18 protein-coding genes, 1 rRNA gene and 1 pseudogene are annotated in these 25,440 nt (G+C 40.6%); 19 read left to right on the top strand and 1 reads right to left on the bottom strand.

The features are described from left to right. The first annotated feature begins 10 nt into the window (after nucleotides 1-10). The 8 genes and pseudogenes from BAZ21_RS03435 to BAZ21_RS03400 all read left to right on the top strand — a co-directional run bounded on the left by BAZ21_RS03435 (nucleotide 11) and on the right by BAZ21_RS03400 (nucleotide 11,076). On the top strand, nucleotides 11-799 hold the full coding sequence (locus BAZ21_RS03435) for an ABC transporter permease (RefSeq protein ID WP_068497114.1): 789 nt from the start codon (nucleotides 11-13) through the stop codon (nucleotides 797-799). 10 nt (nucleotides 800-809) lie between these two features. Then, entirely contained in the window at nucleotides 810-2,117 is a 1,308-nt protein-coding gene (locus tag BAZ21_RS03430) for an ABC transporter ATP-binding protein (protein WP_068497112.1), read from the top strand. Between the two features lie 13 nt (nucleotides 2,118-2,130). After that, nucleotides 2,131-3,669, top strand: coding sequence for an asparagine synthase (glutamine-hydrolyzing) (gene asnB / locus BAZ21_RS03425; RefSeq protein ID WP_068497110.1), 1,539 nt, complete (start codon nucleotides 2,131-2,133; stop codon nucleotides 3,667-3,669). Further along, the gene (locus BAZ21_RS03420) at nucleotides 3,666-4,079 is read left to right on the top strand and encodes an adenylyltransferase/cytidyltransferase family protein (RefSeq protein WP_007432629.1); all 414 of its coding nucleotides are present in this window, start codon (nucleotides 3,666-3,668) and stop codon (nucleotides 4,077-4,079) included. The genes asnB and BAZ21_RS03420 overlap by 4 nt, the downstream gene beginning before the upstream one ends. Before the next feature lie 42 nt (nucleotides 4,080-4,121). After that, a complete protein-coding gene (locus BAZ21_RS03415; protein WP_256019603.1) occupies nucleotides 4,122-7,958 on the top strand; it encodes a glycosyltransferase in 3,837 nt (1,278 codons plus the stop codon). 68 nt (nucleotides 7,959-8,026) lie between these two features. Further along, entirely contained in the window at nucleotides 8,027-9,163 is a 1,137-nt protein-coding gene (locus tag BAZ21_RS03410) for a hypothetical protein (RefSeq protein ID WP_068497107.1), read from the top strand. A gap of 13 nt (nucleotides 9,164-9,176) precedes the next feature. Further along, nucleotides 9,177-9,905 carry a sugar phosphate nucleotidyltransferase gene (locus tag BAZ21_RS03405; RefSeq protein ID WP_068497105.1) on the top strand — a complete coding sequence of 243 codons (729 nt, stop codon included), beginning with the start codon at nucleotides 9,177-9,179 and terminating at the stop codon, nucleotides 9,903-9,905. Nucleotides 9,906-9,972: 67 nt separating this feature from the next. Continuing rightward, nucleotides 9,973-11,076 (top strand): annotated as a pseudogene (locus BAZ21_RS03400) (acyltransferase family protein). 61 nt (nucleotides 11,077-11,137) lie between these two features. Here the strand turns inward: BAZ21_RS03400 and BAZ21_RS03395 are convergent. Further along, nucleotides 11,138-13,012 (bottom strand): hypothetical protein, encoded by a 1,875-nt coding sequence (locus BAZ21_RS03395; RefSeq protein ID WP_068497103.1) that lies wholly within the window; start codon nucleotides 13,010-13,012, stop codon nucleotides 11,138-11,140. A gap of 83 nt (nucleotides 13,013-13,095) precedes the next feature. Between BAZ21_RS03395 and rfbC the strand changes: the two genes are divergently transcribed. From rfbC to BAZ21_RS03345, 11 genes are all read left to right on the top strand, one after another. Continuing rightward, complete coding sequence (gene rfbC / locus BAZ21_RS03390; RefSeq protein ID WP_068497101.1) at nucleotides 13,096-13,641, top strand: dTDP-4-dehydrorhamnose 3,5-epimerase; 546 nt, start codon at nucleotides 13,096-13,098, stop codon at nucleotides 13,639-13,641. Between the two features lie 41 nt (nucleotides 13,642-13,682). Next, nucleotides 13,683-14,702, top strand: coding sequence for a dTDP-glucose 4,6-dehydratase (gene rfbB / locus BAZ21_RS03385; protein ID WP_068497099.1), 1,020 nt, complete (start codon nucleotides 13,683-13,685; stop codon nucleotides 14,700-14,702). A 1-nt stretch (nucleotide 14,703) separates the two neighbouring features. Continuing rightward, nucleotides 14,704-15,579 (top strand): dTDP-4-dehydrorhamnose reductase, encoded by an 876-nt coding sequence (rfbD, locus tag BAZ21_RS03380; RefSeq protein ID WP_068497096.1) that lies wholly within the window; start codon nucleotides 14,704-14,706, stop codon nucleotides 15,577-15,579. A 97-nt stretch (nucleotides 15,580-15,676) separates the two neighbouring features. After that, the gene (locus BAZ21_RS03375) at nucleotides 15,677-16,672 is read left to right on the top strand and encodes a glycosyltransferase family 2 protein (protein ID WP_256019597.1); all 996 of its coding nucleotides are present in this window, start codon (nucleotides 15,677-15,679) and stop codon (nucleotides 16,670-16,672) included. 186 nt (nucleotides 16,673-16,858) lie between these two features. Next, a complete protein-coding gene (locus BAZ21_RS30175; protein ID WP_219727884.1) occupies nucleotides 16,859-16,951 on the top strand; it encodes a putative holin-like toxin in 93 nt (30 codons plus the stop codon). 272 nt (nucleotides 16,952-17,223) lie between these two features. After that, nucleotides 17,224-18,132, top strand: a complete 909-nt coding sequence (locus BAZ21_RS03370) for a glycosyltransferase family 2 protein (RefSeq protein ID WP_068498000.1) — start codon at nucleotides 17,224-17,226, stop codon at nucleotides 18,130-18,132. After that, complete coding sequence (locus BAZ21_RS03365; protein ID WP_068497094.1) at nucleotides 18,129-19,529, top strand: undecaprenyl-phosphate glucose phosphotransferase; 1,401 nt, start codon at nucleotides 18,129-18,131, stop codon at nucleotides 19,527-19,529. The genes BAZ21_RS03370 and BAZ21_RS03365 overlap by 4 nt, the downstream gene beginning before the upstream one ends. A 261-nt stretch (nucleotides 19,530-19,790) precedes the next feature. Then, a complete protein-coding gene (locus tag BAZ21_RS03360; protein ID WP_068497092.1) occupies nucleotides 19,791-20,501 on the top strand; it encodes a heptaprenylglyceryl phosphate synthase in 711 nt (236 codons plus the stop codon). A gap of 42 nt (nucleotides 20,502-20,543) precedes the next feature. Then, a complete protein-coding gene (gene pcrA, locus BAZ21_RS03355; protein WP_068497090.1) occupies nucleotides 20,544-22,868 on the top strand; it encodes a DNA helicase PcrA in 2,325 nt (774 codons plus the stop codon). An 87-nt stretch (nucleotides 22,869-22,955) separates the two neighbouring features. Continuing rightward, nucleotides 22,956-24,971 (top strand): NAD-dependent DNA ligase LigA, encoded by a 2,016-nt coding sequence (gene ligA, locus BAZ21_RS03350; RefSeq protein ID WP_068497089.1) that lies wholly within the window; start codon nucleotides 22,956-22,958, stop codon nucleotides 24,969-24,971. A gap of 390 nt (nucleotides 24,972-25,361) precedes the next feature. After that, nucleotides 25,362-25,440: ribosomal RNA gene (locus BAZ21_RS03345) — 16S ribosomal RNA — on the top strand; the annotation flags it as partial.

Below are 25,440 nucleotides of genomic sequence, written 5' to 3'. Positions count from 1 at the left end.
ACATACTCGTATGAATTTAACTCAAAACTTTTCAAAAAATTTAAAGTTACTATGGGAATTGTCTAAAAAAGATATAACATCCAGATACCTCGGCTCATTTATGGGGGTACTCTGGGCCTTTATACATCCTATGGTATCCATACTTGTTTATTGGGTTGTATTTCAGGTTGGTTTTAAAAACATGCCGATTGGAGATACTCCCTTTATCCTATGGTTATTAACAGGGATGGTGCCTTGGCTGTTCTTTTCAGAAAGCTTGTCAACGGCAACCAATAGCATTATTGAAAATAACTATCTGGTAAAGAAGATTGTCTTCCGCGTCAGCTTACTACCAATGGTGAAAATCTTGTCTGCTCTTTTTGTACATGTATTTTTTATTATTGTCCTTTTCCTCATGTTCAAAATATACAATGTTGAGTTTACGATTTATAACATTCAAGTTCTTTATTATCTATTAGCTACGATTTTTCTTACTTTATCTATTTCTTACATAACAGCTACATTGGTTGTTTTTGTAAAGGACGTCAGTCAAATTGTAGGGGTATTTATTCAACTCTTCTTTTGGCTTACACCTATCTTCTGGAATTTGAATATTGTTGAGGAGAAGTATCAGTTCTTCTTTAAATTAAATCCTGTTTTTTATATCGTTGAAGGATATCGTGATACTTTTATCAATCACAAATGGTTCTGGGAGCATCCACTCATGACGCTCTACTTTTGGGCTATTGTGATTGTCGCAGGTACTATAGGGATCAAAATTTTCAAAAAAATGAAATCTCATTTTGCTGATGTATTGTGAGGAGAAACGTATGACTCAGAATGAATCCATTGCTGTGGAAGTTAATAATGTCACTAAAATATATAAAATATATGATAATCCCAATGAACGCTTAAAAGAGGCCATTCATCCTTTTAAAAAGAAATATCATTCTGATTTCAAAGCCATCAGCGACCTATCCTTTTCGATCAAAAAGGGACAAGCGATTGGGATTATCGGTAAAAATGGTTCGGGGAAATCCACCCTTTTAAAAATGATTACAGGCGTGATTACACCCACCAGTGGAAGCATTAAGGTGAATGGGAAAATTGCCGCTCTGTTGGAATTGGGAGCTGGGTTTAATCCCGATTTAACCGGGATGGAGAACATTTTTTTAAATGGTACGCTTATGGGCTATAGCAAAGCCGAGATGGATGAGAAGGTCGAAGATATTAAATCCTTTGCTGACATCGGTGACTTTATTAATCAACCTGTCAAGATGTACTCCAGTGGTATGTTTGCCCGATTAGCTTTTGCAGTGGCTATCAATGTTGATCCGGATATCCTGATTGTAGATGAAGCCCTGTCTGTTGGAGATATTTATTTTCAGGCAAAATGTATCACCAAAATGAAGGAGCTTTCTAAAAAAAGTACGGTTTTATTTGTCTCTCATTCTATGGACACCATTAAAAGTTTTTGTGATACAGCCTTGCTCATCGATAAAGGACACATGGTCGAGATTGGTCCAGTGAAACGCGTTGCGCAGATTTACGAGAATATTATTAACCAGGAAATTGCAGACATGAAACGCGTTCAATCTTTGGATATGTTTGTAAACTCTGAAGCCAATAAGGAAAGTACGCTTTTACTGTTGGAGGAGGATCCTGTTTTTGAAAAACGTGCCAACGAGTTTCGCTCCGGAACGGGAGATGCACGTTTTATAAGAGCAGATTTGTTAGTCAATGGGGAAGTAGTTAACCAGGTCCCTTTTGGCGAAATGGTTACTTTGCGTTTAGTAGCACAGTATTATAAGGATATCGATTCTGAGGGAACCATTGGCTACATGGTTAGAAACCATACGGGTGTGGATGTATTCGGAATGAATATTTATAATAAAGCAAAGTTAGTTCCGAAAATGTCGGCGGGTGGCATTCTTGAGGTTAACTTTAATTTTCGCAATTTATTATCTGAAAGTGGTAAGTACACCATCTCTGTTGGCCTAAAGCCCAAACCTTTTGAGCCTGTTTATCTGGATAGTGTAAGCATAGCTGTTGTGTTTGAGGTTCCTAAGCCAGAGAATAATTACGTACCAGGGTTAATATTTGTAGATAACACGATAGATTTGCAAGTTATTAATTAGGGCTGGTGATAAAATGTGTGGGATATTGTTTTCTAATGTAGTCATAAATAAAGAAGCATTTCTTAATTCGTTAAATATAATGATACACAGGGGGCCTACGGCCCCACTTTGTGTATATCAGAATGAAAATTTTATGCTGGGGCACAACAGGTTAAGTATTTTAGATTTGGATCAAAGAAGTGATCAGCCTTTTTTCTCTGATGATGGAAGATACGTGATTATATTTAATGGAGAAATCTATAATTATAAAGACTTAGCCTCCGCTTATTCAATTCAAATGAGAACAAACTCAGATACTGAACTTTTATTGAAGCTTTACATTCAATATGGTCCCCAAATGTTGAATTGGCTTAATGGAATGTTCAGTTTTATTGTTTTAGACATGCAGAAGAAATCCTTTTTTGCAGCACGAGATCGTATGGGGGTAAAACCGCTTTATTATAACAGATATGGAGAAGAATTTATCTTTAGCTCTGAAATTGCCCCATTGCTCCCACTTATTCGCAAAACTTCTATAGATCAAGAAGCTGTAAGACAATATAAAAAGATGAGATGCTTCTTTAATGATCGTACTATTTATAATGAAATAAAGGAGTTTCCACCAGGATATTATTATGAGAACGGGGAATTTATTAAATATTGGGAAATTGATTACTCGGAGAAAGAACCGCCTTCCGATGAGGAACTTGAATCTTTAATTCGTTCTGCAGTAGAGTATCGCAAGATTGCAGATGTTGAAATTGGAAGTTACTTAAGTGGAGGCTTGGATAGCACGATTGTTACCGCACTGGCCAAAGTAGAGCATACCTGGACAGTTGGTTTTGAAGATTATAATGAGTTTCCATGGTCTGAAATCGCAGCAACAAGATACAACACTATTCATCATCCGATATTGTTTGATCCAGACCGTTTTTTACCATTAGCTCGCGAGCTTATTGCTGTAAAAAAGGAGCCTCTGTCTGTGCCTAACGAGGTGCTGCTATATCACATGACTCAACAAGCAGCTGTTAAAAATACTGTTATATTAAGTGGAGAAGGTGCGGATGAGCTTTTCTTTGGCTATGACCGTATTTTCAGATGGGCTAGTAGTACTACAGACTTTGATATCCGGGCCTTTAGCGATCTTTACACCTATGGGTCTGAGGATGATATAGAGATTGTTGAAGATGCATTGGCACCTTTTATGAAGCTAAAGTCTCCTCAAAAAATTGTAGCTGCGTTCTTTCAACAAGCCCATTTGAGAGGATTACTCAAACGATTGGATAGCGCCTCAATGCTAAATTCGGTAGAAGCCAGATCTCCTTTCTTGGACTATAGACTAATTGAAAGGCTTGCAGGTGTGGACTCTAATTATAAAATGAAAGATGGGGTTGTTAAGGCTCCCCTAAAGAGAATTTTTAAAGATATTGTCCCTGCGGAGATTGTTAACAGAAAAAAGGTTGGTTTTCCTGTTCAACTTGAAAGAGTCCTATCTTCTGAAAAAATTGAAGGGAAGACGACATTCGACAAATGGTTTAACTTCAATTTAACTACGTTAGGAGAAATCTTATGATTATTGGCTATACTTCCGGGGTCTTCGATTTATTTCATATTGGACATTTAAATTTGTTGAGAAATGCGAAATCACTCTGTGATAAGCTCATTGTTGGAGTAACAACAGATGAGCTAGTTTCGTACAAGTACAAAAAAGCAGTAATTCCTTTTGAGGAAAGAATTGAGATCGTCAGAAACATCAGCTTTGTTGATACTGTAATTCCTCAGGACTCAATGGATAAATTTGAGGTTTGGCAAAAATTAAAGTATGACGTAATGTTCGTTGGAGATGATTGGTTCCAAAATGAACGCTGGGTTCAGTATGAGTCACAGTTTAAAGAAGTTGGGGTGAAAATCATATATTTCCCCTATACGAAGAGCACATCATCGACTTTACTGAATGAAACATTACTAAAATTAAGAAAATAAGTACGGGATTTTTGCCTGAAAGGAAGAGGTTTTGCAGTGAATATGAACAGATCTATAGCTTTTGTCATTCACAATCTTGTTTTGTATGAGACGATAAGGCCTTTAATTGAGGAGTGTGAAAAAAAGCAGATCGTTTGTGATATTTATGTTCCCCAAATTGAAGAAGAGGATTGGGGGGACATGTCCTTAGATACTTACCATTATTTGAAGAGCAATGGTATAGAAGTATCTTTGGTCAATTCTGTCCCTGATAAGGCTTATAAGATAGCATTCTATCCTTATCTTCCTTATTATTTAGAGGTTAAGTCGGATTATAAGTTTAGATACCAGTATGGAATGGCTAAGCCGAACTGGAACCTGGATTCATGGAGTCGGAATTTCGATTTTATCTTTTGTAATGGGTTATATGATTCTTCGGTTTTGGCAGCGTACACTCAGACTGACATCGTAGGCATGATTAAATACGCCAATTTCCAAAGGAAAAAGCGTGAAACGGACAAGTATAATTTACTGTATCTGCCGACATATGGGGATGAGTCGTCTATTGAGCTTGTTATGAAACATATTGACGAAATCTCAGACGCCTTTAATATGAAGGTGAAACTGCATCATGGCACATCTTTTTTGGAACATGATCGAGTTAAGCTAGTTAAATCTCATATCCCTGAAGTGCTTGATCACAAGGCTTCCCTTGTCAATTTAATAGAGGAAGCAGATGTAATATTGTCTGATGGCTCAGGTGCTATATTTGATGCGTTGTTTACTGATACTCCAATTGTAATATTCCAGCACCCCCAAGCAGAATCTTTCGAGGGGATTTTACCCTTGGAGGCACAAATTGTTCAGCAAAACATTGTCCCTTTTGTGAGTGATAATGGGGATATTAAGCAAACTTTACTTAATGCTATTTTAGATGATCAACTAATACAAAAAAGAAGGAAATTTACTTTAGAGATGTTTCCGGTTAAAGGAAGAGAGACGATAGATAAGTGTATGGACGTAATTGACAAATTTCTAAAAGACAATGTAGACCATGCTTATAGAGCGGGGCATACGCGCTTGAAAAATGAGTTTAATGAATTGCAAACTCGCAATCAAGCTCAAAAACACGAGATAGAGCAGCAGAAGCAACAAATTATCGAGCATTCGGATCAGATTAACACATTGATACAAACACGAGATGAACAGGAAAAAGTAATAAGCAGCATATCGGCAGATTTTAAAGCTCTGTCAGAAAAGAAAGACGACTTGGAACAAAAATATGCCCAACTCATGCAGGATTATCATGATGAGAAAAACAGTTTGGAAATTTTAAATCATCAATATAAACAACTATTTGGCCAACATAACGAACTGACAATCCAGTTTAGCGAGTTGGAAGAATATAATGGAAGGTTGTCTACAGAGCTTCACAATATTTATAACTCTAAAAGGTGGAAAATGGCGAATAAACTTAAACATATCTTACACAAGTCCAAAATGATTTATGTAGTTAAAGGATATAAAGTATGGAAAAGCTATGGCACCACCATTTTATTGAAAAAGATAAAAGCTAAAGTATCTCTTAAACTAAAAAATTCGAAGACATTGGATCAGCCGGTAGATTTATGGAAAGATGTAGAACATGCTAATTCCTTATTAACTTGGTATGAGTACAAATTTTTTAACTATAAATTGGCTAAAGACAATTCATTTTCTTTGGATCTCAATAATTTCGAGGTTCAATTTGAGAAGGATCTTGTATCTGTTGTTCTCCCTGTTTACAACGGAGAGGATTATGTATCAAAAGCCATTGATAGTATTCTGCAGCAATCTTATAAGTATTTTGAGCTTATTATTATTAATGATGGCTCAAAAGACAATACGGCAGACATTCTTGATGAGTATGCTAAAGTAGATCATCGTATTAGAGTAGTTCATCAGGAAAATCGCAAGATACCAAGAACATTATCCAGAGGCTTTAAACTAGCTAATGGTGAATATCATACCTGGACAAGTGCAGATAATATTCTTCCCGAAAATTTCTTGGAGAAAATGGTTGCAGATCTAAAACGTGATGAAAATATCGGAATGGTGTATGCCAATATGAGGTTAATTGATGCTGATGGTCAAGTAATCTCCAACCATGGCTGGTATGAGGAGCCACAGTTCAGTGGCAATGTTATGCTGCCGAAGTCTGCACTGGAGTTAAATGTATATCCTAACAATACGATTGGTGCGGCTTTTATGTATAGAGCCAAGGTAACCAAATTGTTGGGTGAATATTCCAGTTATAAGCATACCCTTGAGGATTATGACTATTGGATGAGAGTGAACTCTCTATTTGAACTCAAGCATGTGACGTTCGATGAGCCTATATACGATTACCGCTGGCATGATAAATCACTGACCGCTTTAGATCAAGAGCTTGGCATCACATCAAACCGATACAAACTCATGGTGCTTGATGATTTTAGGAGAGATTTTTATCTTACTCCATTAGTATGGATCATCGAAGGGGATGCTACTGAAGCCGAGGAATTTAAGAATTATGTTTTAGCTAAAGGCCATACAGTGGTTGGAAGAGAAGAAATAGATGCTATTATTGGTCTTAATCTGGCAACGCCTATTTGCTATTTATATATAAAAACAGGTGAAGTCCATGATTTTGAATTGATTGGCTCTAAAGCTTCAGCATCTCTATATACACTGCTTATCGATAAATCAGAGCAGCCAACTGACACATTTGTAGTGGATTATCCTTGGGATTTAAAAATAAAGGATAAAATGAATGGTGAGACCGATAACAACTATGAATTTTTTGCGCAGGACATGGATGTGCTGTTCTCTCTTATAAATACGAAAGTTAAGAACGATCACCTATACCGTATTGAGGCGGTAATTGAAAGTGAACCTGCTTATAATAGGAGATTATCGGTTATTATTTGCACTTACCAGCGAAGTGAGAAACTTTCCAATGTGATTAAATCTGCAATAGAGCAGTCGCTGGATCAAGCAGACTATGAGATTATTGTTGTCAATAACGATTATCTGAATGATGAGATTCATCATTTGGTTCGTGAATTCAGAACAACCTATAATGTCGACGAATCTTTCTTGCGATACATGGAGGCTCCTTTAAAAGGTTTATCCTTTGCACGAAATGTTGGCTTATTTGGAGCAGAAGGAGAAGTCATACTCTATATTGATGATGATGCTATCGCAAGTCTGAATTTACTTGAGGAAACCGTTAAAGGCTTTTCGGATCGTCCTGATATTGGGGTAATGGGTGGAAGTATCATACTCAACTTACACGATGAGCGGCCTGAAGTGGTCAAACCAGGAACTGAAGCATTCTGGAGCCAACTTATTGTGGAAGGCGAAGAGATAAAAGATTCTAACTTTCAGTGGGAGTTTCCTTATGGAGCCAACTTTGCTGTTAGACATGCTGCGCTAATGCGAATTGGGGGCTTTAGAAGCGCTTATGGGCGTAAAGGTAACAATTACGCTGGAGGGGAAGAAATTGTTGTATCTTTTGCGATGCGAGAAATTGGTTGCAAGGTTGGGCTGAATCCTAAAATGAAAGTCATTCATGATGTGGACACCTCTCGATATACGGTAGAGCATGTTAGAAAAACAATGCGAAACAGTATTTTGACTAATTATCAATTGCAAAAGGATCTATATGCCCCGATGGAATCAGATCTTGAAGCTGATAAGAATCATCTCGAAATTGTTAAAGCTGAATTAGATCATCTGCAGAAGCTTCCGACTCGAAATCGAGACATAGAAATTGATATCTTGTATAAACAATATACAATTGAAGCGTATGAAGAGCTGATACGAATAAAAGAAAATGATATGAATTTGCGAAGACAGTTAGTAGGAGCGTATAGATAATTATAAAACTTTAAAGGCGCCTCTTTTAAAAAAATAGGGGGCGCCTTTAATAGTATGGAGCGATTAAATTGAAAATTTTATATTTCTCTCCGATCTATTGGGGTGATTTAAAGCAGCGTCCGCAACACTTGGCTGAAGAGCTTGCTAAAATGTTAGGGATTCACATCACTTTTGTAGAACCATCTATTAGCATACTGAACAGTATAGTCAGGCAAAACTCGGATTATAAGAAAAGAGAGCAAAGTGTTAACGACAGTCTCCAAATATTTAGACCTTCTGGGAGCCTGAGGTTACCTAGAAGCTTAGAAAGCTTGGATATATTTCATTGGAATCAATGGTTTGAAAAAAGACAGTTGCAAGATTTAGTCTCCAGCGCGGATATTATTTGGTTGGGAAGTCCTGTCTTCTATCCACTTATTAAACACATTAATAATAAGAAAATTGTGTTTGACCGAATGGACGATTATGTATTTCTAACTAACAATGCATTGATGAAAAAATTGCTTAAAAAGTGGGAGCTTGAATTACTTGTCAAAGCGGACCTTGTTATTTCTACGAGTAATGATTTGCATAAGCATTCCCTCTCAATGAATAAACAATCTTATTTAGTGAAAAATGCTGTGGATGCAGCTATACTAAACATAAATGTAGATAGCTTGGTTGCTAGTGACTTGAGACGATTAAAGCATGAGGGCTACCATATTTTTGGCTATGTAGGAGCGATTGACCACTGGTTTGATATAGAAATGATTAAAGCCATCACTGAATTTGATGAAAGGTTTATTGTATGTTTGGTTGGAAGAAACAACTTGACATATAATTTGGGTCAGCATAGCAGAATTAAATACTATGAGCCAGTCCCCAAATCAGAAATTGGTGCAATCATTGAGGCTTTTGATGTATGCTTATACCCTTTTCTGAGGAATTCGGACAGAATTGATACAATTAATCCGGTTAAAATTTATGAATATTTAAGTCTAAATAAAGTAACTTTAGCCGTAGAAAGTGAAGAAACAAGACTGTTAAACCAGGAGGGAGTCTATCTATATAATAGTTTAGAGGAAATAAGAGAATATTTAATTGATATAGATACATTGAAACTCCCTTTTTATGATCAAGGGCAACTGGAAAACTTCGTAGTCAATAATGATTGGAAGGCTCGTGCAAAAACCATTCTGGAGTTGCTTATAAAGGAGCTTCAATAGGAGGAAGTTAGTTATGAAAGGGATTATATTAGCTGGAGGAACAGGGTCTAGACTATATCCTCTTACTAAAGTTACAAATAAACATTTGTTGCCTATCGGTAAATATCCAATGATTTATTATTCAATTGATAAGCTTAAAAGAGCAAATATTAATGATATTTTGATTGTTACCGGAAAAGAACATATGGGAGATGTAGTTAACCTATTAGGGAGCGGTGTCGACTTTGGAGTTACCCTAACTTACAAAGTACAAGATGAGGCTGGAGGAATTGCACAGGCTTTGCTTTTAGCCGAGCATTTTGTTAGTAATGATAAGATGGCCGTTATTTTAGGGGATAACGTTTTTAAAGATGATATATCACCATTTATCGAAAAATTTAAACTGCAGGAATCGGGAGCAAAATTGCTACTTCATAAAGTACATGACGCTAATCGCTATGGAGTACCAGAATTACAAGGAGATAAAATTGTAAACATTGAAGAGAAACCACAGACTCCTAAAAGTGATTATGCGGTTACGGGGATTTACATGTTTAACCACTCTGTATTCGATATCATCAAGACTTTGTCCCCTTCCGCAAGAGGAGAATATGAAATAACAGATGTAAATAACACTTATATTCAAAGAAACCAGCTTACATTCGATATTTTAGAGAACTGGTGGACTGATGCGGGAACACATAGTTCATTGAGACTTGCCAATAAATTAGTAAGTGAGATGGATTATGAGCTATTTTCTTAGTATTTTATAGAATTTCAAAATGTCATGTATAGCTTCTACTAAACCATTAGAAAGTGAGACTTTTTAAATGAACTCCGTGAATGCTCTTCCTATAAGAATAAAATGGGTAGATGTACTAAAAGGATTAGCTATAATTTTTTTAGTATTCTCACATTTGGTGCCTCATGGTTTTAAAGGAAATGAATTGATGGACAAAAGTTTTATAATAGGCTATTTTTATTCATTTCATATGCCACTTTTCTTTTTTGCTTCCGGATTTACTTCTAATTTTCAGAAGTATAAGTTTAGTAGTTTTTTGTAGTCTAAAATTAAAACAATCCTTTTACCATATACCACCTTTTATATATGCTCATTGTTGTATTTTGGTTGGATGCATTGGATGGGGATTGTCGGAACGCTTGATCCAATGGTTGTCATTGAAGCATTTTTATATGCAGATGGAAATCACTTGGGTATTCTAAACATGTCTCTTTGGTTTCTACCGTGTCTTTTCCTGGGACAGATTATTTCCTATCTAGTCTTGAAAATTTCTTCAAAAAAAAGTCATATGTATATACTTTGGATATTGCTTACCGTTCTAGGTGCATATTTGAGTAAACTTGATACACATGCACTTCCTTGGTCGCTTGGTACATCAATTAATGCAGCCTCCCTCATTATTTGTGGTTATATATTCAAGTTGAATGAACAATTTTTTATTGAGAAAATTAAAATTAATAAGCCTAATATTGCTTACATCGCTGGCTTCCTTGGTCTTTTAATATTTTTAATAAATGACAAACCAGGTATGTCAGGAAACTACTATGGTCATAATTATCTTTTGTTTTATCTATCTGTATTGGCTAGTTTAATATTTTATATATACTTATCAAAAAAGATTGATTCTTCTAATGTACTATCATATTTTGGAAAAAACTCTCTTGTTATATTTGGTTTACATGGATTAATACTTAGTTTTTGGGAGAATATTAATTTTTACGAGATATTTTCAGTTAAAACGAATATGCATTTAGATGGAATTTCTTTTGTTGTTATTTCTAATGTACTTGTTTTTTTAAGCTGCATTCTTTTTATTGAGGTATTTAATAGGCTTCTACCTTTCCTGATTGGTAAAAAATTCAGCTTTGGTAGTACTAATAAAACAACAGTAATTCCCCAAAAAAATGCTTGATAAATAACTATAAAAAGCCCCCGAATAATAGTCGAGGGCTTTTTATATCTTCAAGATTGAATTAGAAAAGATCGGGATTATCAGGGTATATTTTCTTAAATTGAGAGCGTATAAGTTCAACTTTTTCTTTTGAAATCTCGGATGTTTTTTTCAACACTATGGCTTTTACGTTATTATCAAGAGTATAGCTGTTTAAAGGTTTATAATTATTTTTAAGAGATCCGTTCATGACTTCTTCTGCAAGTAAACCTATCACTTTTTGGCCACTTTCACCCAAATGGTATTGGGTGGGCGTAGCGACAACAACATATTCGGAATCAAAAAATGAAACCGGGAAACCATCTCTTAAATCAACATGGTGCGTCAGGTTCATAAATGGAAGCGTGTTGTTATTTTCAGGCATTTCAATCTGTCTGAGAATATCATCATTAAGAATACCTGAGCTTGATAGCACATATACTTTGTGCTGTTCTGATGAAACTTCTTTCAGATAATTCGTCAACTGCTTCAGGACGGGGATATCCGTTCTAATTCTAGGTGTTTGCTTGAAATCACTGAATAGGGATGAGAAATAGGTAACAGGTCGTGCATTTACATTGGTGAAAGTAACCAAGAAATTACAAAGTACTAAATAAGTCAGAATAACTAAGAAGACACTTTTTGCATACTTTAACTTGGACAAATAGTTTAGTATAAGAATGACGCCACAAACAAATAGAATTAAAATATTTACTGTAAGAAGATAATAATGCTGAGAAGCCAAGCTTTGGATCCTTGTAAAAAGAAAGTACGTAATGAATAGATTCGCAACTAAAAAGATTGAAAAATATCTGGCTTTACTAATGAATAACATACCTATGAAACCGATAACCGCAATAAAGAAAATGAAGGCTCCATAATGATAAAATAAATTCTGCAGGTTACTGATGACGTCACCAAAATAATAAGCCGAATAGGCGTTTTTAAAGTTATTAGTCAGGGCTCTTTGGATAAATTCATTGAAGAATATGATCAAAAATAGTGCACATGAAGCTCCTATAATGAAAAAATTCAGTATAACCTGCCAAAGCTGCTTGAAGCGGAAATCCTTTTCGAGAATCCATTTGAAGAGAAAAGCGATACTGATTGAACCAAAAAAAGATACAATCCAAAAGCCATACCATCTTCTTGTGAATGTTAGTAGTACCAGGCAACCAGCTAATAGCAAAACGGCCTTTAAATTTAAGCGTTCAAAATCATGATTAAATAATATAACCAGGGACAAACCAATGAAAATAAGTCCTATAGAATCCAAATATCCACCTAGCATAGGTGCTATCATAATTGGAAAAGTAAATGTAAGTATAAAAATAACAAAAACGTTCAATTTAGTTTTTAACTGTATTTGGTCAGCAATCTTGATGCACAATAAAAAGAGAATCAGGCACGAAGGATACAAGAAGCAAGTGTAGATCGCCAACACATAGCTCATGTAGCTTGTACCTAAAAATTTTAAAGGTAAGGCTAGAAAGACTGTTGGGAAAACGGAATAATCGTCTCTTAAAATACTTGCATAGATTTGTTTAAAGGCTGCTATAAAATCTGTACTTAAAAGGTTATTAAATTGTATGGATGTATTCCAATAGGCTGAGAAGTCCCAATAATAAATGAAATGTTCCCTTTGAAGGAAAGCGTAAATGAATATAATTCCTACGAGATAACCGCCAAAAGCTAGATATTGCACCATTATTTCTTTCTTGGCATATGTTAAGATACCACTAATGTGTAAAATGTATGTAGCACCTATGACAAACGACTGCGCAATATTTAGACTAAATAATATAGAAATATAGTACGAATTGACTTTAAGCAGTATTAGAGCAGGGATAAGTAGCCACATCAATATTAAATAAGACCAAACAAAATTTTTATTAACTCGCGATAAATTCAAAAGCATATTCCCTCCCAAAGTAGTGTGCTTATTAATTTTATAGTAATCGTAAATGAAAGTATATACTCAAGATGTTGGAGGATTCATGAATGATAATACAGGAAGTACTTTCAGGTGCAAAAATTATTGAGCCCGTAGTTCATGGCGATCACCGTGGCTTTTTTATGGAAAGCTACAATGATCAAATCATGAAACAAAACGGGATTAACCATGCTTTTATTCAGGATAATCAGTCCTTGTCTGCAGAAGCTGGCGTGATTCGAGGGTTGCATTACCAGCTTAATCCTAAAGCGCAGACCAAGCTCATTCGTGTGCTTTCTGGAGCTATCTACGATGTTATTTTGGATATTCGCAAAAGTTCACCAACATTCGGTCGATGGGTTGGGGTGATCTTGAGTGAACATAATAGACGTCAGCTACTGGTGCCTAAAGGATTTGCCCATGGGTTCTGTACACTTGTTCCTAATACTCAAGTGCTGTATAAGGTAGATGAATATTATTCACCTGAAAATGACCGTGGTATCTTGTGGAATGATCCTGCATTGGGGATTGATTGGCCGACTTCTCATGCTATTCTTTCAGAGAAGGATCAGAAGCATCCGACATTGGCCGATGCAGACATTAATTTTGGGTAGAGGATAATAAATTGTATTAGTGAGAGTTTTAGGAGGCCTGTATGAAACTTCTTGTCACCGGCGGTGCCGGATTTATTGGCAGTAACTTTGTATTGTATATGTTAAAACAGCATCCGGATTACGAAATTGTAAATATCGATGCGCTTACGTATGCAGGTAATCTGGAAAATTTGAAATCCATCGAAAATCATCCCAATCATACCTTCGTGAAAGCAGATATTACTGACGCGCAAGCAATTGACCAGTTGATGCAGCAGGGAATTGATGTGGTGGTGAATTTTGCGGCAGAGTCGCATGTGGATCGGAGTATTTTGGAGCCGGAAGTGTTTGTGAAAACAAACGTATTTGGTACACAGGTACTGTTGGACGCAGCTAAGAAACATAATGTGACCAAGTTTGTGCAGGTATCGACAGATGAGGTGTACGGATCTCTGGGTGAAACAGGCTTGTTTACGGAGGAAACTCCGCTGCAGCCTAACAGTCCTTACTCTGCTTCCAAGGCAGGTGGCGATCTGCTGGTTCGTGCATATCATGAAACCTTTGGTCTACCTGTGAATATTACGCGTTGTTCTAACAACTATGGTCCGTACCAATTTCCGGAAAAGCTGATTCCACTAATGATCTCGCGTGCGTTGAGCGATCAGCAGCTTCCTGTATACGGGGATGGCTTGAACATCCGTGATTGGTTGTATGTAGAGGATCATTGCAGTGCAATTGATCTGGTTATTCATCAAGGGAAACTTGGTGAGGTATACAATATTGGTGGAAATAATGAGCGGACGAATGTGCATATTGTCAAAACGGTATTAGAGGAGCTGGGCAAGCCAGAATCTCTAATTTCGTATGTACAGGATCGTCCGGGTCATGACCGCCGTTATGGCATTGATCCAACGAAGACCATGAATGAGCTGGGCTGGAAGCCAAAGCACTCTTTTGAAACAGGTATTAAAGAAACAATCCGTTGGTACTTGGACAACAAAGAATGGTGGACTCGTATTCAATCCGGTGAATACCAACAATATTATGCTAAGCAATACGGTTCCCGCTTGGGGGATGCGTAAGATGAAGGTGCTGGTTACTGGAGCATCCGGTCAACTTGGCCAAGATGTAGTGAACGTTTTTCAGGGACAAGGACATGATGTTCTTGGATACGATCGGGAACAGCTGGATATAACGAATTTGGAGCAGGCTGTGAAGATCGTGGGACAGTACCAACCTGATGCTATCATCCACTGTGCAGCGTATACGGCAGTGGATGCAGCCGAGTCTGATATAGATGGGGCTTACCAAGTCAATGCGTCGGGAACACGCAATATGGCGTTGGCTGCGGAAAAAGTAGGAGCCAAGCTGGTGTATATCAGCACGGATTATGTGTTCGATGGAACATCGGAGCAGCCATATCATGAGTATGACAATACAAATCCACAGAGTATTTACGGAAAGTCCAAGCGGGCCGGAGAGATACTGGCCCAAACACTTTCCTCCAGATATTTTATTGTTCGCACTTCTTGGGTATATGGATTGCACGGGAACAATTTTGTTAAAACGATGCTGAAGCTTGGGCAGGAAAAGCCGCACCTTCAGGTCGTGAACGATCAGAAAGGCTCGCCTACCTATACGGTGGATTTGGCTCGTTTTTTAGCGGAATTGGTTCAGACCGAGAAGTATGGCGTATATCATGCGTCCAATAGCGGTTCTTGCACCTGGTATGAGTTTACGCAAGCTATTTTTCAGGATGCGGTAGAACTATTAGGTGCTAAGATTACAGCGAAACTGGACCCATGTAGTACGAAGCAATTCCCTAGGCCCGCAGCACGCCCACGTAATTCCGTCATGGAGCATATTGCGATTCGAACCAATGGGCTGAATGATTTACGCAATTGGCGTGAAGGATTACAGGATTTTTTAAAAGAGTATCTAGCTAATTCACATAAGTAGAGATAGACTATATATTTAAGGTAATCTCCCATCATGTTATGATTGGGAGATTTTATTATGTGGGCACCTGTGTCGAACAAGTCCAAAGGACATTATAATGAATAAGACGAGGAACTTAATCCAACTCACAATTGGCTGTAAGGAGGGCTTTACTCTGGACAAACCTAGTGTACAAATTTTGTTATCTACATATAATGGAGCAGCTTATTTAGATGAGCAAGTAGAAAGTCTGATAAATCAAAAAGACGTAAATATTCAGATTCTAATTCGTGATGATGGCTCAACAGATGACACGGTTGCCAAGTTGAATGCGCTGAAGCAGCGTTATCCTCAACAGATTATTTTATACCCCGAGAGCAATGTAGGAGTTATTGCGAGCTTTTTTGATTTAATACAAAGATCGTCCGAGAATTTCGAATTTTACGCCTTTTGCGATCAAGATGATGTGTGGATGCCAGACAAGCTTGCTCGAGCTGTAGCCCAACTCAGGAAGAAGCAGGGAAACCGGCCGCTGATGTATTGTTCTGCTACACAAATGGTCTCTCAAACGTTGGAGCCTCTCAAGGTATGGCCAGATGATATCTCTCGACCATTATCATTTTATAATGCACTCATTGAAAATGTCTGTGTAGGCTGTACCATGGTGATCAATAAAGAAACACTCCAACTCGTGAAAAAGAGAATGCCAGCTTCTTTGAAAAACATTATTATGCATGACTGGTGGATTTATTTATGCACATCCTCTTTTGGTGAGGTTGTTTTTGACCCTAAGCCTTCTATTTGGTATCGGCAGCATCAGAACAATGTGTTGGGAGGCTCTACGGACGGCTGGGTTAGCAAGTGGAGGAAAAGGCTAGACAGATTTGTAAAAGGGAAAAACCGCTATATTTTAAGTAAACAAGCGCAGCAATTTATTCAACTCTATGGACAAGACTTGCCTTCTCAGATGCATAAAGATATTGAACTATTTCTGGACAGCTACCAAAAGGGATTATTTCCTCGTATGAAATACATTTGGCACTCCCCTTTTTATAGACAGTCAAGGTTAGACAACTGGATTTATAAGCTGGTTTTCCTGTTGGGGAAATTATAGAGGTGTAGGTGAGAAAAAAATTGAAACTTTTTTCCAGATACAAGCGTCAAATAATCAAAGGTACAAATGAATACTAGATAAAAAGCCATCGAATGAATGTTCCTTTATGGAAAAATATAGTATAATTGAGATGTGCAACCGATATAGGCTGGCAAGGGCGGTCGGCTAACTCTCCCGAGGAGGGGGGTGAAGCCTGTGACAGTGTTTGAGGCGCTCAGTTTAATGCTGACGTTCGGGGCGTTAATCGTCACACTGTTAGAGTTTAACAAACGAAAATAGACCGCCCCCGCAAGGAAGGGTCTATTTTCGGCCTGATTGTTCCAAAACCGTCCGCTCTTGGGAGCGTCGGTTGCGCAGGGGCTGGCTGGCACCGGCCCTTTTTCCATGTATATCTTACCACGATGATTTTTAGACCTCAAGAATTTTGCAAAATCCTGCATGCTGTGTAAGGTTACAAGTTATGTGCTTTTTTGCGCCCCGTGGTCTGCGGCGTATGCTATAATAGTCGATAGTAGAATAGATTACTGAATTTGTCAGGAGCGTTTTGAATGATGGATGTGAGCATACTGGTCGTCAACTATAACACGTGTCGATTGACGCTGGATTGTTTACAGTCGGTGTATGCGTCCAAGACGCAATATCGATATGAAGTGATTGTCATCGACAATCATTCCAGTGACGGGTCTGTTGAGGCTATTCGTGCTGCATACCCGGAAATTATGTTGATAGCCAATGAGGATAATACAGGTTTTGCCAAAGCGAACAATCAGGGAATGGAAGTGGCCAGCGGACGTTACATATTGCTGTTGAATTCCGATACACTGGTGCAGCCGGACACACTGGATACGATGATTCAGTTTATGGATACGCATCCCGAAATGGGAGCATCGGGCTGCAAGGTCATCTTGCCGGATGGTTCGCTGGATAAGGCATGCAAGCGTGGATTTCCAACGCCGTCTGCGTCCTTTTACTACGCCTTCGGCTGGTCGAAGCGTTACCCGGATAATCCGAAGTATAACCAATATCAGCTTGGACATCTAAGTCCGGATGATGAGTATCCTGTGGATGTGCTGGTTGGAGCTTTTATGCTGGTGCGTCGCGAGACGATCGAGCAGGTCGGCGGCCTGGACGAAACCTTTTTTATGTATGGTGAGGATATTGATTGGTGTTACCGGATTAAACAAGCAGGGTGGGGCATTTACTACTACCCGCGCACATATATTGTTCATATCAAAGGGGGCAGTGCTCGCCGTCGTCCTCTAAAAATAATTTATGAGTTTCATAGAGCCATGTGGGTATTTCACCGCAAGCATTACAAACAGCAGTATAGCTGGATCACCAATGTGGCTGTATACGCGGGGATTACGGTGAAATTTGGAATGGCCTTTTTGAAAAATAAATGGTCTGCACCGGTCAAACCGGACAGCGACGAACAATCTCGTACCGAGGTGAAAGCATGATACGCAGAAATCAACGATTTTTAACCCAATTGTATATTGTGGCGGATTTCGCGGTCATTCAGTTATCTTTCCTGATCGCTTGGTTCTTTAAATTTGAAAGTGAATGGATTACCTATAAAGAGCCGCTTCCTATTCAAGTTTATGGAGGCTGGAGCTTAATCTATGGTCTAATTGCCGTGGTACTGGGGATGTTATTCTCGCTCTATTCTCCCAAGCGCAAAAAGCGATTTGCAGACGACGTATTTCGTGTCACCCAGATCCACATTGTTGGCTTGTTTGTATTGCTGAGTGTCATGTTTTTCGTAAAGCAGATCGATATTTCGCGTTCCTATCTAGCGATCTATATGGTTGGGAATGTGCTGCTGATTTTGTTTTACCGATATGTTTTGAAACAGGTTCTTAAAGCTCTCCGTCAAAAAGGGTACAATAAGCAATTCATGCTCATTCTCGGGGCAGGCTCTCTGGGCCAACGGTTTTATCATAATCTTGGACAGTATCCTGATTTGGGATATGAAGTAGTGGGTTTTTTGGATGACAACCGCCAATGGAGTGAAGAGGAGGAAATGCGTTTCCGTCCGATCCTCGGAGGATTAGAACAATTGGAGGCAACGCTGTCGCGCCTGATGATTGACGAGGTTATTCTGGCTCTACCGCTGGATGCCCACGATAAGTACCCTAAAATTATCAACATGTGTGAAAAGGCTGGGGTACGCACACTTATTATTCCTGACTTTTTTGACTATTTGCCGGCTCGGCCGTATTTTGATAACTTTGCAGGCATGCCGATGATCAATGTACGGGATATTCCGCTGGATGTAGCAGGAAACCGATTATTTAAGCGTCTGTTCGATATTTTATTCTCTTTATTCGCGATTATTCTGACCTCTCCGATCATGCTGGCCGTAGCGATTGGTGTGATGGTTACATCGAGAGGTCCCATCATTTTTAAGCAGGAGCGGGTAGGCTTGAATCGTCGTACCTTTCGAATGTACAAATTTCGCTCCATGAAGGTGCTGCCGCCTGGGACTGAAGATACAGGTTGGACGACGGCTAATGACCCAAGGCGCACGCGTTTCGGTTCCTTTATCCGTAAAACGAGCCTCGACGAGCTGCCACAGTTTTTCAACGTGCTGCTGGGAGATATGAGCGTCGTTGGGCCCCGCCCGGAACGACCGTATTATGTGGATCAGTTCCGTGAGGAAATTCCAAAGTACATGGTGAAGCATCATGTTCGTCCCGGAATCACAGGCTGGGCACAGAGCAATGGGTTGCGTGGGGATACGTCCATTGAGGAACGGATTAAGCATGACATTTTCTATATTGAGAATTGGTCGCTCTTATTCGATATTAAAATTATTTTCCGCACGATTCGCAACGGATTCAAAAACGCATATTAATCCAGAGTCACCCTTCGGTTCAGCCGGAGGGTGTTTTTCTGTCTATATAAGCTGTTCTTAAAAATTACCTGTTGAGTTGTGCGACTGCTTGTGCCACTGCGCAGACGGGTGGTGCTCTAGTGGAAAGCTTGCGTCAGACAGGGGAACTGAGTGTTCCCATTGAATACGAACATTGACACCTTTTGAGCACTGTCATAGACTTAGCATAGAACGCTTTTGGATATCGAATTCCGATTGTACGGATCATGACAAAAGCATAGGATGCTGGAGGAATGTGTGTTGGCAGATTCAATTCAATCTTGGAGACATGTATTTAAGCTTGATCCTGACAAGGAACTGGACGATGAGGCGCTGGACGCCGTGTGTATGTCTGGTACGGACGCCATTATGGTAGGAGGTTCATCAGGCATTACCTATGAAAATACGGTGGATTTACTGTCGCGGGTTCGGCGTTATGAGGTGCCGTGTGTGCTTGAGGTGTCCGATCTGGAGGCTGTCGTGCCGGGGTTTGATCTATATATGATCCCCATGGTGCTGAATACCATGGACAGTAATTGGATCGTAGGACAGCACCAGCGTGCGATTGAGCAGTTTGGTTATATGATTCCTTGGGATTTACTTGTGACCGAAGGATATATTGTTTTGAACGGTGATTCTACGGTCGCCAAGCTTACCGGAGCGGATACATCGCTGAGTGCTTCATCAGCTGCCTCCTATGCGCAGATTGCTGACAAGCTCATGCATCTGCCGATTGTATATGTGGAATATAGCGGTACCTTCGGGGATATGGAGCTGGTACAAAAAATACATCGCAGCACAGAGCGCTCTCGTGTCCTGTACGGAGGAGGTATCGTGGATAAATCTACCGCGTTACAAGCCGCTGCCGTTTGTGACACCATTGTAGTAGGAAACATCATTTACCGTGACTTGGCAAAAGCGCTGGAGACGGTGGCTGTGAAATTGAAAGGTTAGAACGTTTATTTTATGGAAGTTCGGAGAAAGGAGCATGAACGCATGCAATCAATAGATATACACGAGGCTGTAGCCCGCCTAAACCCACCTCAGCGTCAGGCCGTGGAGGTAGTGGATGGTCCACTGCTGATTATGGCTGGCGCAGGCAGTGGTAAAACACGGGTGCTCACGCACCGAATAGCCTACCTCATCGCGACCCGCAAGACGGCTCCATGGGGTATTTTGGCGATTACCTTTACGAACAAGGCCGCGCGCGAGATGCAGGATCGCGTATCCAAGCTGATTGGCCCGCAGGGGAGAGACGTGTGGGTATCCACTTTCCACTCGATGTGTGTGCGTATTTTACGTCGGGATATCGAGCGAATCGGATTTACCTCCAATTTCAGTATTTTGGATTCCACGGATCAATTGTCTGTCATTCGCAACTGCATGAAGGATCTGAACATAGATACCAAAAAATTTGAACCCAAAGCGGTTCAATCTATGATGAGTACGGCAAAAAATGAACTGGTCACTCCTGAAATGTATGAGCGCAAGATTGGTGACTATTTTGAAGGAATTGTGGCGAAGGTATATACCAAGTACCAACAACGGCTTAAAAGTAATAATTCTCTTGATTTTGATGATTTGATCATGGCAACGATTCAGCTTTTTAAAGAAGTACCTGAGGTGCTTGATTTCTACCAAAAGAAATTTCAGTACATTCATGTCGATGAATATCAGGATACGAACCGTGCGCAGTACATGCTGTGCAAAATGCTGGCCGATAAGCATCACCGGATTTGCGTAGTAGGTGACAGTGACCAATCCATCTACAGATGGCGGGGCGCAGATATCAGCAATATTTTGAACTTTGAAGAGGACTACCCGGAAGCACGTACCATTTTGCTGGAGCAGAACTATCGGTCAACCTCGAACATACTGAATGCAGCGAATGAAGTGATTGCACAAAATACAGGCCGCAAGCCGAAAAAGCTATGGACCGACAAAGAAGGCGGAGCCAAGATTAAAGTTTACCGTGCTGACTCGGAGCATGATGAGGGCTACTTTATTGCCTCTGAAATTAATAAGAATATTAATGCAGGCAAAACCTATAGTCATCATGCCATTTTGTATCGTACCAATGCCCAGTCTCGGGTCGTCGAGGAAATTTTGATCAAATCGGACATACCGTATCAGATCGTTGGCGGGATCAAGTTCTACGATCGTAAAGAGATTAAGGATCTGCTGGCCTATCTGCGCCTGCTTTCCAATCCTGACGACGATATCAGCCTGATGCGAATCATTAACGTGCCCAAACGAAGCATCGGAGACACGACCGTTGGTAAGTTGCAGGCAGCCGCAGCGGAGCGTGGAGTTTCGATCTTCCGCGTGCTACAAGTAGTAGACGATTTGGGCTTTGCCGGACGTACGCGCAATGCGCTGGTCGAGTTTTACGATATGATCGAAGGCTTAAGTCGGATGGTGGACTATCTGTCGGTCACGGAGTTAACGGAAAAAATGCTGGAAACCACCCAGTACCGACTGGAGCTGCAAAACGAGAACACCCTCGAATCACGCGCGCGTCTGGAAAACATTGACGAGTTCCTGTCGGTAACCATGGAGTTTGAGAAAGGAGCAGAGGATAAATCGCTGATCTCCTTCCTGACCGATCTTGCTCTTATCGCAGACATAGATTCCATGAATGACGATGAAGACGAGCAAAGTGATGCCGTTGTATTGATGACCATGCACAGCGCAAAAGGTTTGGAGTTTCCGATTGTATTTATTGTCGGTATGGAAGAGGGAGTATTCCCTCACAGCAGGGCCTTTTTGGATAATGAAGAGCTTGAGGAAGAGCGCAGATTGGCGTATGTCGGCATTACCCGTGCAGAGGAGCAGCTGTTCCTTACATGCGCACAAATGCGTACTTTGTTTGGCCGTACAACAGCCAATCCGCCGTCACGCTTTCTGGAAGAGATTCCAGATGAATTAAAAGAGGATACGATCATCAAACAGGACCGCTACCGTCGTTCAGGCAATGTAGGTGGCTCTTATGGTGGGCGTGGACTGGGTAAAAGCAGTGGCAGTAACTTTGGCGGAGAGCGTTCCTTTGATTCGATGAGCCGTAGTGGCTCAACCGCTTCTGCGTCGCCGCGTGTTACCGTAACGACATCTTCATCGCCTAAGCCTTCCCCGGGAGCTTCGGCAGGGGGCCCTGCTATTTTTGCTGCTGGAGACAAGGTACAGCATGGCAAGTGGGGAGTCGGGACCATTGTGGCTGTCAAAGGTACGGGCAATGATATGGAGCTTCAGATCGCCTTCCCGGCTCCGGTCGGGGTCAAACGTCTGTTGGCTGGCTTTGCGCCTATCACAAAAGTAGAATAAATCTTACACATCATTAAATCTCGAGCCTCACAGCGGCAGAGTGCCTAGGCTTTTGCCCTGATGAAGTTCCCGGAGGGATACGACTGCATGAACCCAATGCACAGGATGGAGCAGCTTGTTGCTGAGCTGAACACATATAACTATCATTATTACACACTGGATGAGCCCATGGTCAGCGACAAAGAATATGATGTGCTTTATGACGAGCTGGTAGCGATTGAACAGACGAGCGGACTGGTGCTGCCAGATTCGCCAACACAGCGCGTGGGTGGGGAGTTGCTTAAGGGATTCACGCCACATCGTCATCTGGCCCCGTTATGGAGCCTGGATAAAGCACAGAATATGGAGCAGCTGCGTGCATGGAACGCGCGTGTCGTGAAGCTGGTGAATGATTACAATACCAAGAACTTGGAGCAGCCTCTGCCTTCTCCAAGCTATGCGATAGAGCTTAAATTTGATGGACTAACGCTGAACCTGACTTATACAGATGGAAAGCTGGTGCAGGCTTCTACCCGCGGCAATGGCATCGTGGGTGAAGGCATACTGGCACAGGTAAAGACAATCAAATCCGTGCCGCTCACGATTCCCTTTCAGGAAGGAACCATTGAAGTGCAGGGAGAAGGCATAATGAATCTGTCTGTGCTGGCAAAATATAATGAGACCGCTGTGGACCCCCTTAAAAACGCACGTAATGCTGCAGCTGGCGCTTTGCGTAATTTAAATCCCAAAGTGACAGCAGAACGGCGACTGAATGCGTTTTTCTACAATGTGGGATTTGCGGACCGTATTCAGTTTGATAGCCACCAGGATATGATGGCCTTCCTGCGTGGTAATCATTTCAAGGTGAACCCATATCTGACTTACTTTGACAATTTTGATGATGCTATGGAGCAACTGGCTGAGATTGAAGAGTCTCGTGCCCGATTGGATTATCTTATTGACGGGGCTGTGTTGAAAATTACAGATATGCGTACACGCGAGGTTCTTGGGTATACCGATAAATTTCCACGTTGGGCGGTGGCATATAAGTTCGAAGCAGAGGAGACCACCACGGTGCTTAACTCGGTCGAGTGGAATGTAGGTCGAACGGGTAAGATTACACCACTGGCAAGGGTGGAGCCGGTAGAACTGGCGGGAGTCACTGTACAAAATTGTACACTGAACAATGCTGGCGATATCGAGCGTAAAAATCTGAAGTTCGCTTTGGGGACGCGTGTGTTTATTCGCCGCTCCAATGATGTCATTCCCGAGATATTGGGAAAGGTGACATCTGAAAATGATGGGGAGGAAATTGTCGTACCCGATCATTGCCCGGCCTGCGGATCTCCATTGCAGCAGCGAGGGGCCCACTTGTTTTGCGACAATAAGCTGGGGTGCAAACCACAGATTGTGGCCCGCATTTCCCATTTCGCATCACGTGATGCCATGGATATTGAAACATTCAGCGATAAAACAGCGATCCAGCTGCATGACGAGCTGGAAGTACGCGAGCCTGCGGATTTGTATGGACTCCAATATGATGATCTAGTGAAGCTGGAGCGGTTTGGTGAGAAAAAAGCCAATAACCTCTTAGCAGCACTTGAGAAGAGTAAAGAAAGAGATTTGGCTTCCTTCCTTTACGCTCTGGGTATACCGAATACCGGCAAAGCGACAACACGCATGCTGGCTGAACATTACCGTGATTTGCATAAGGTCATGTCCGCTACCGTGGAAGAACTGATAGAACTACCGGATGTGGGAGGGATTGTAGCCGAAAGCATCGTTGCGTTCTTCGCCGATCCATTTACACAGGCGGGGATTGAAAAGATGCTGTCGCTGGGAGTGAAGGCCCAAGCTCCTGAAGCTCCACAGCTAAAGAAGACAGACAGCTTCTTCAGTGGCAAAACGGTCGTGCTTACAGGTACCTTGCATCAGCTTACGCGTGACGAAGCGGCTTCCAGACTGGAGGCGCTGGGAGCCAAGGTGGCTGGATCCGTATCGAAAAAGACGGATTTAGTCATAGCTGGTGAAAAGGCCGGGAGTAAACTGGCCAAAGCCCAACAGCTCGGAATCGAAACCATAGAAGATGAGGATGAATTCATCAGATTGCTGGAGCAAGAGTAATAGTTTGCAATGAGAGTAGCCATTCCGTTTGAGGACGGGATGGCTGTTTTGTTACTGACTGTTCAGAGGTAGGCATAAAAGCTATATAAAAAGTTTTCAAAAAATGCTTGCTAAATAGCTTTAGGCATGTTACATTATTAGACGTTGCTTTGAGAGTAACTTTTCTCAAAGTAGAGGTTGCTGAAAAGAAAATCAAAAAAAGATTTGACAAGAAAGCGACCGATATGATATGATCTAATTCCTGACTCGTTGAACAGACGAGAACAGACAAGTTCTTTGAAAACTGAACAAATGGATGATGAAAATAAAGATTTCTTCTTTTTATAAAGAAGAATCGCTAGCATTAAAAATGAGCTAATCGCTCTTTCTATAACCAACCTCGGTTGGTCTTTAATGGAGAGTTTGATCCTGGCTCAGGACGAACGCTGGCGGCGTGCCTAATACATGCAAGTCGAGCGGGATTATTTAG

This window comes from Paenibacillus kribbensis (assembly GCF_001705305.1).
GTDB classification, from domain to species: Bacteria; Bacillota; Bacilli; order Paenibacillales; family Paenibacillaceae; genus Paenibacillus; species Paenibacillus kribbensis_B.
The sequence above is the reverse complement of the archived record's forward strand: the minus strand, read 5'-3'. Positions and strand labels throughout refer to the sequence as shown.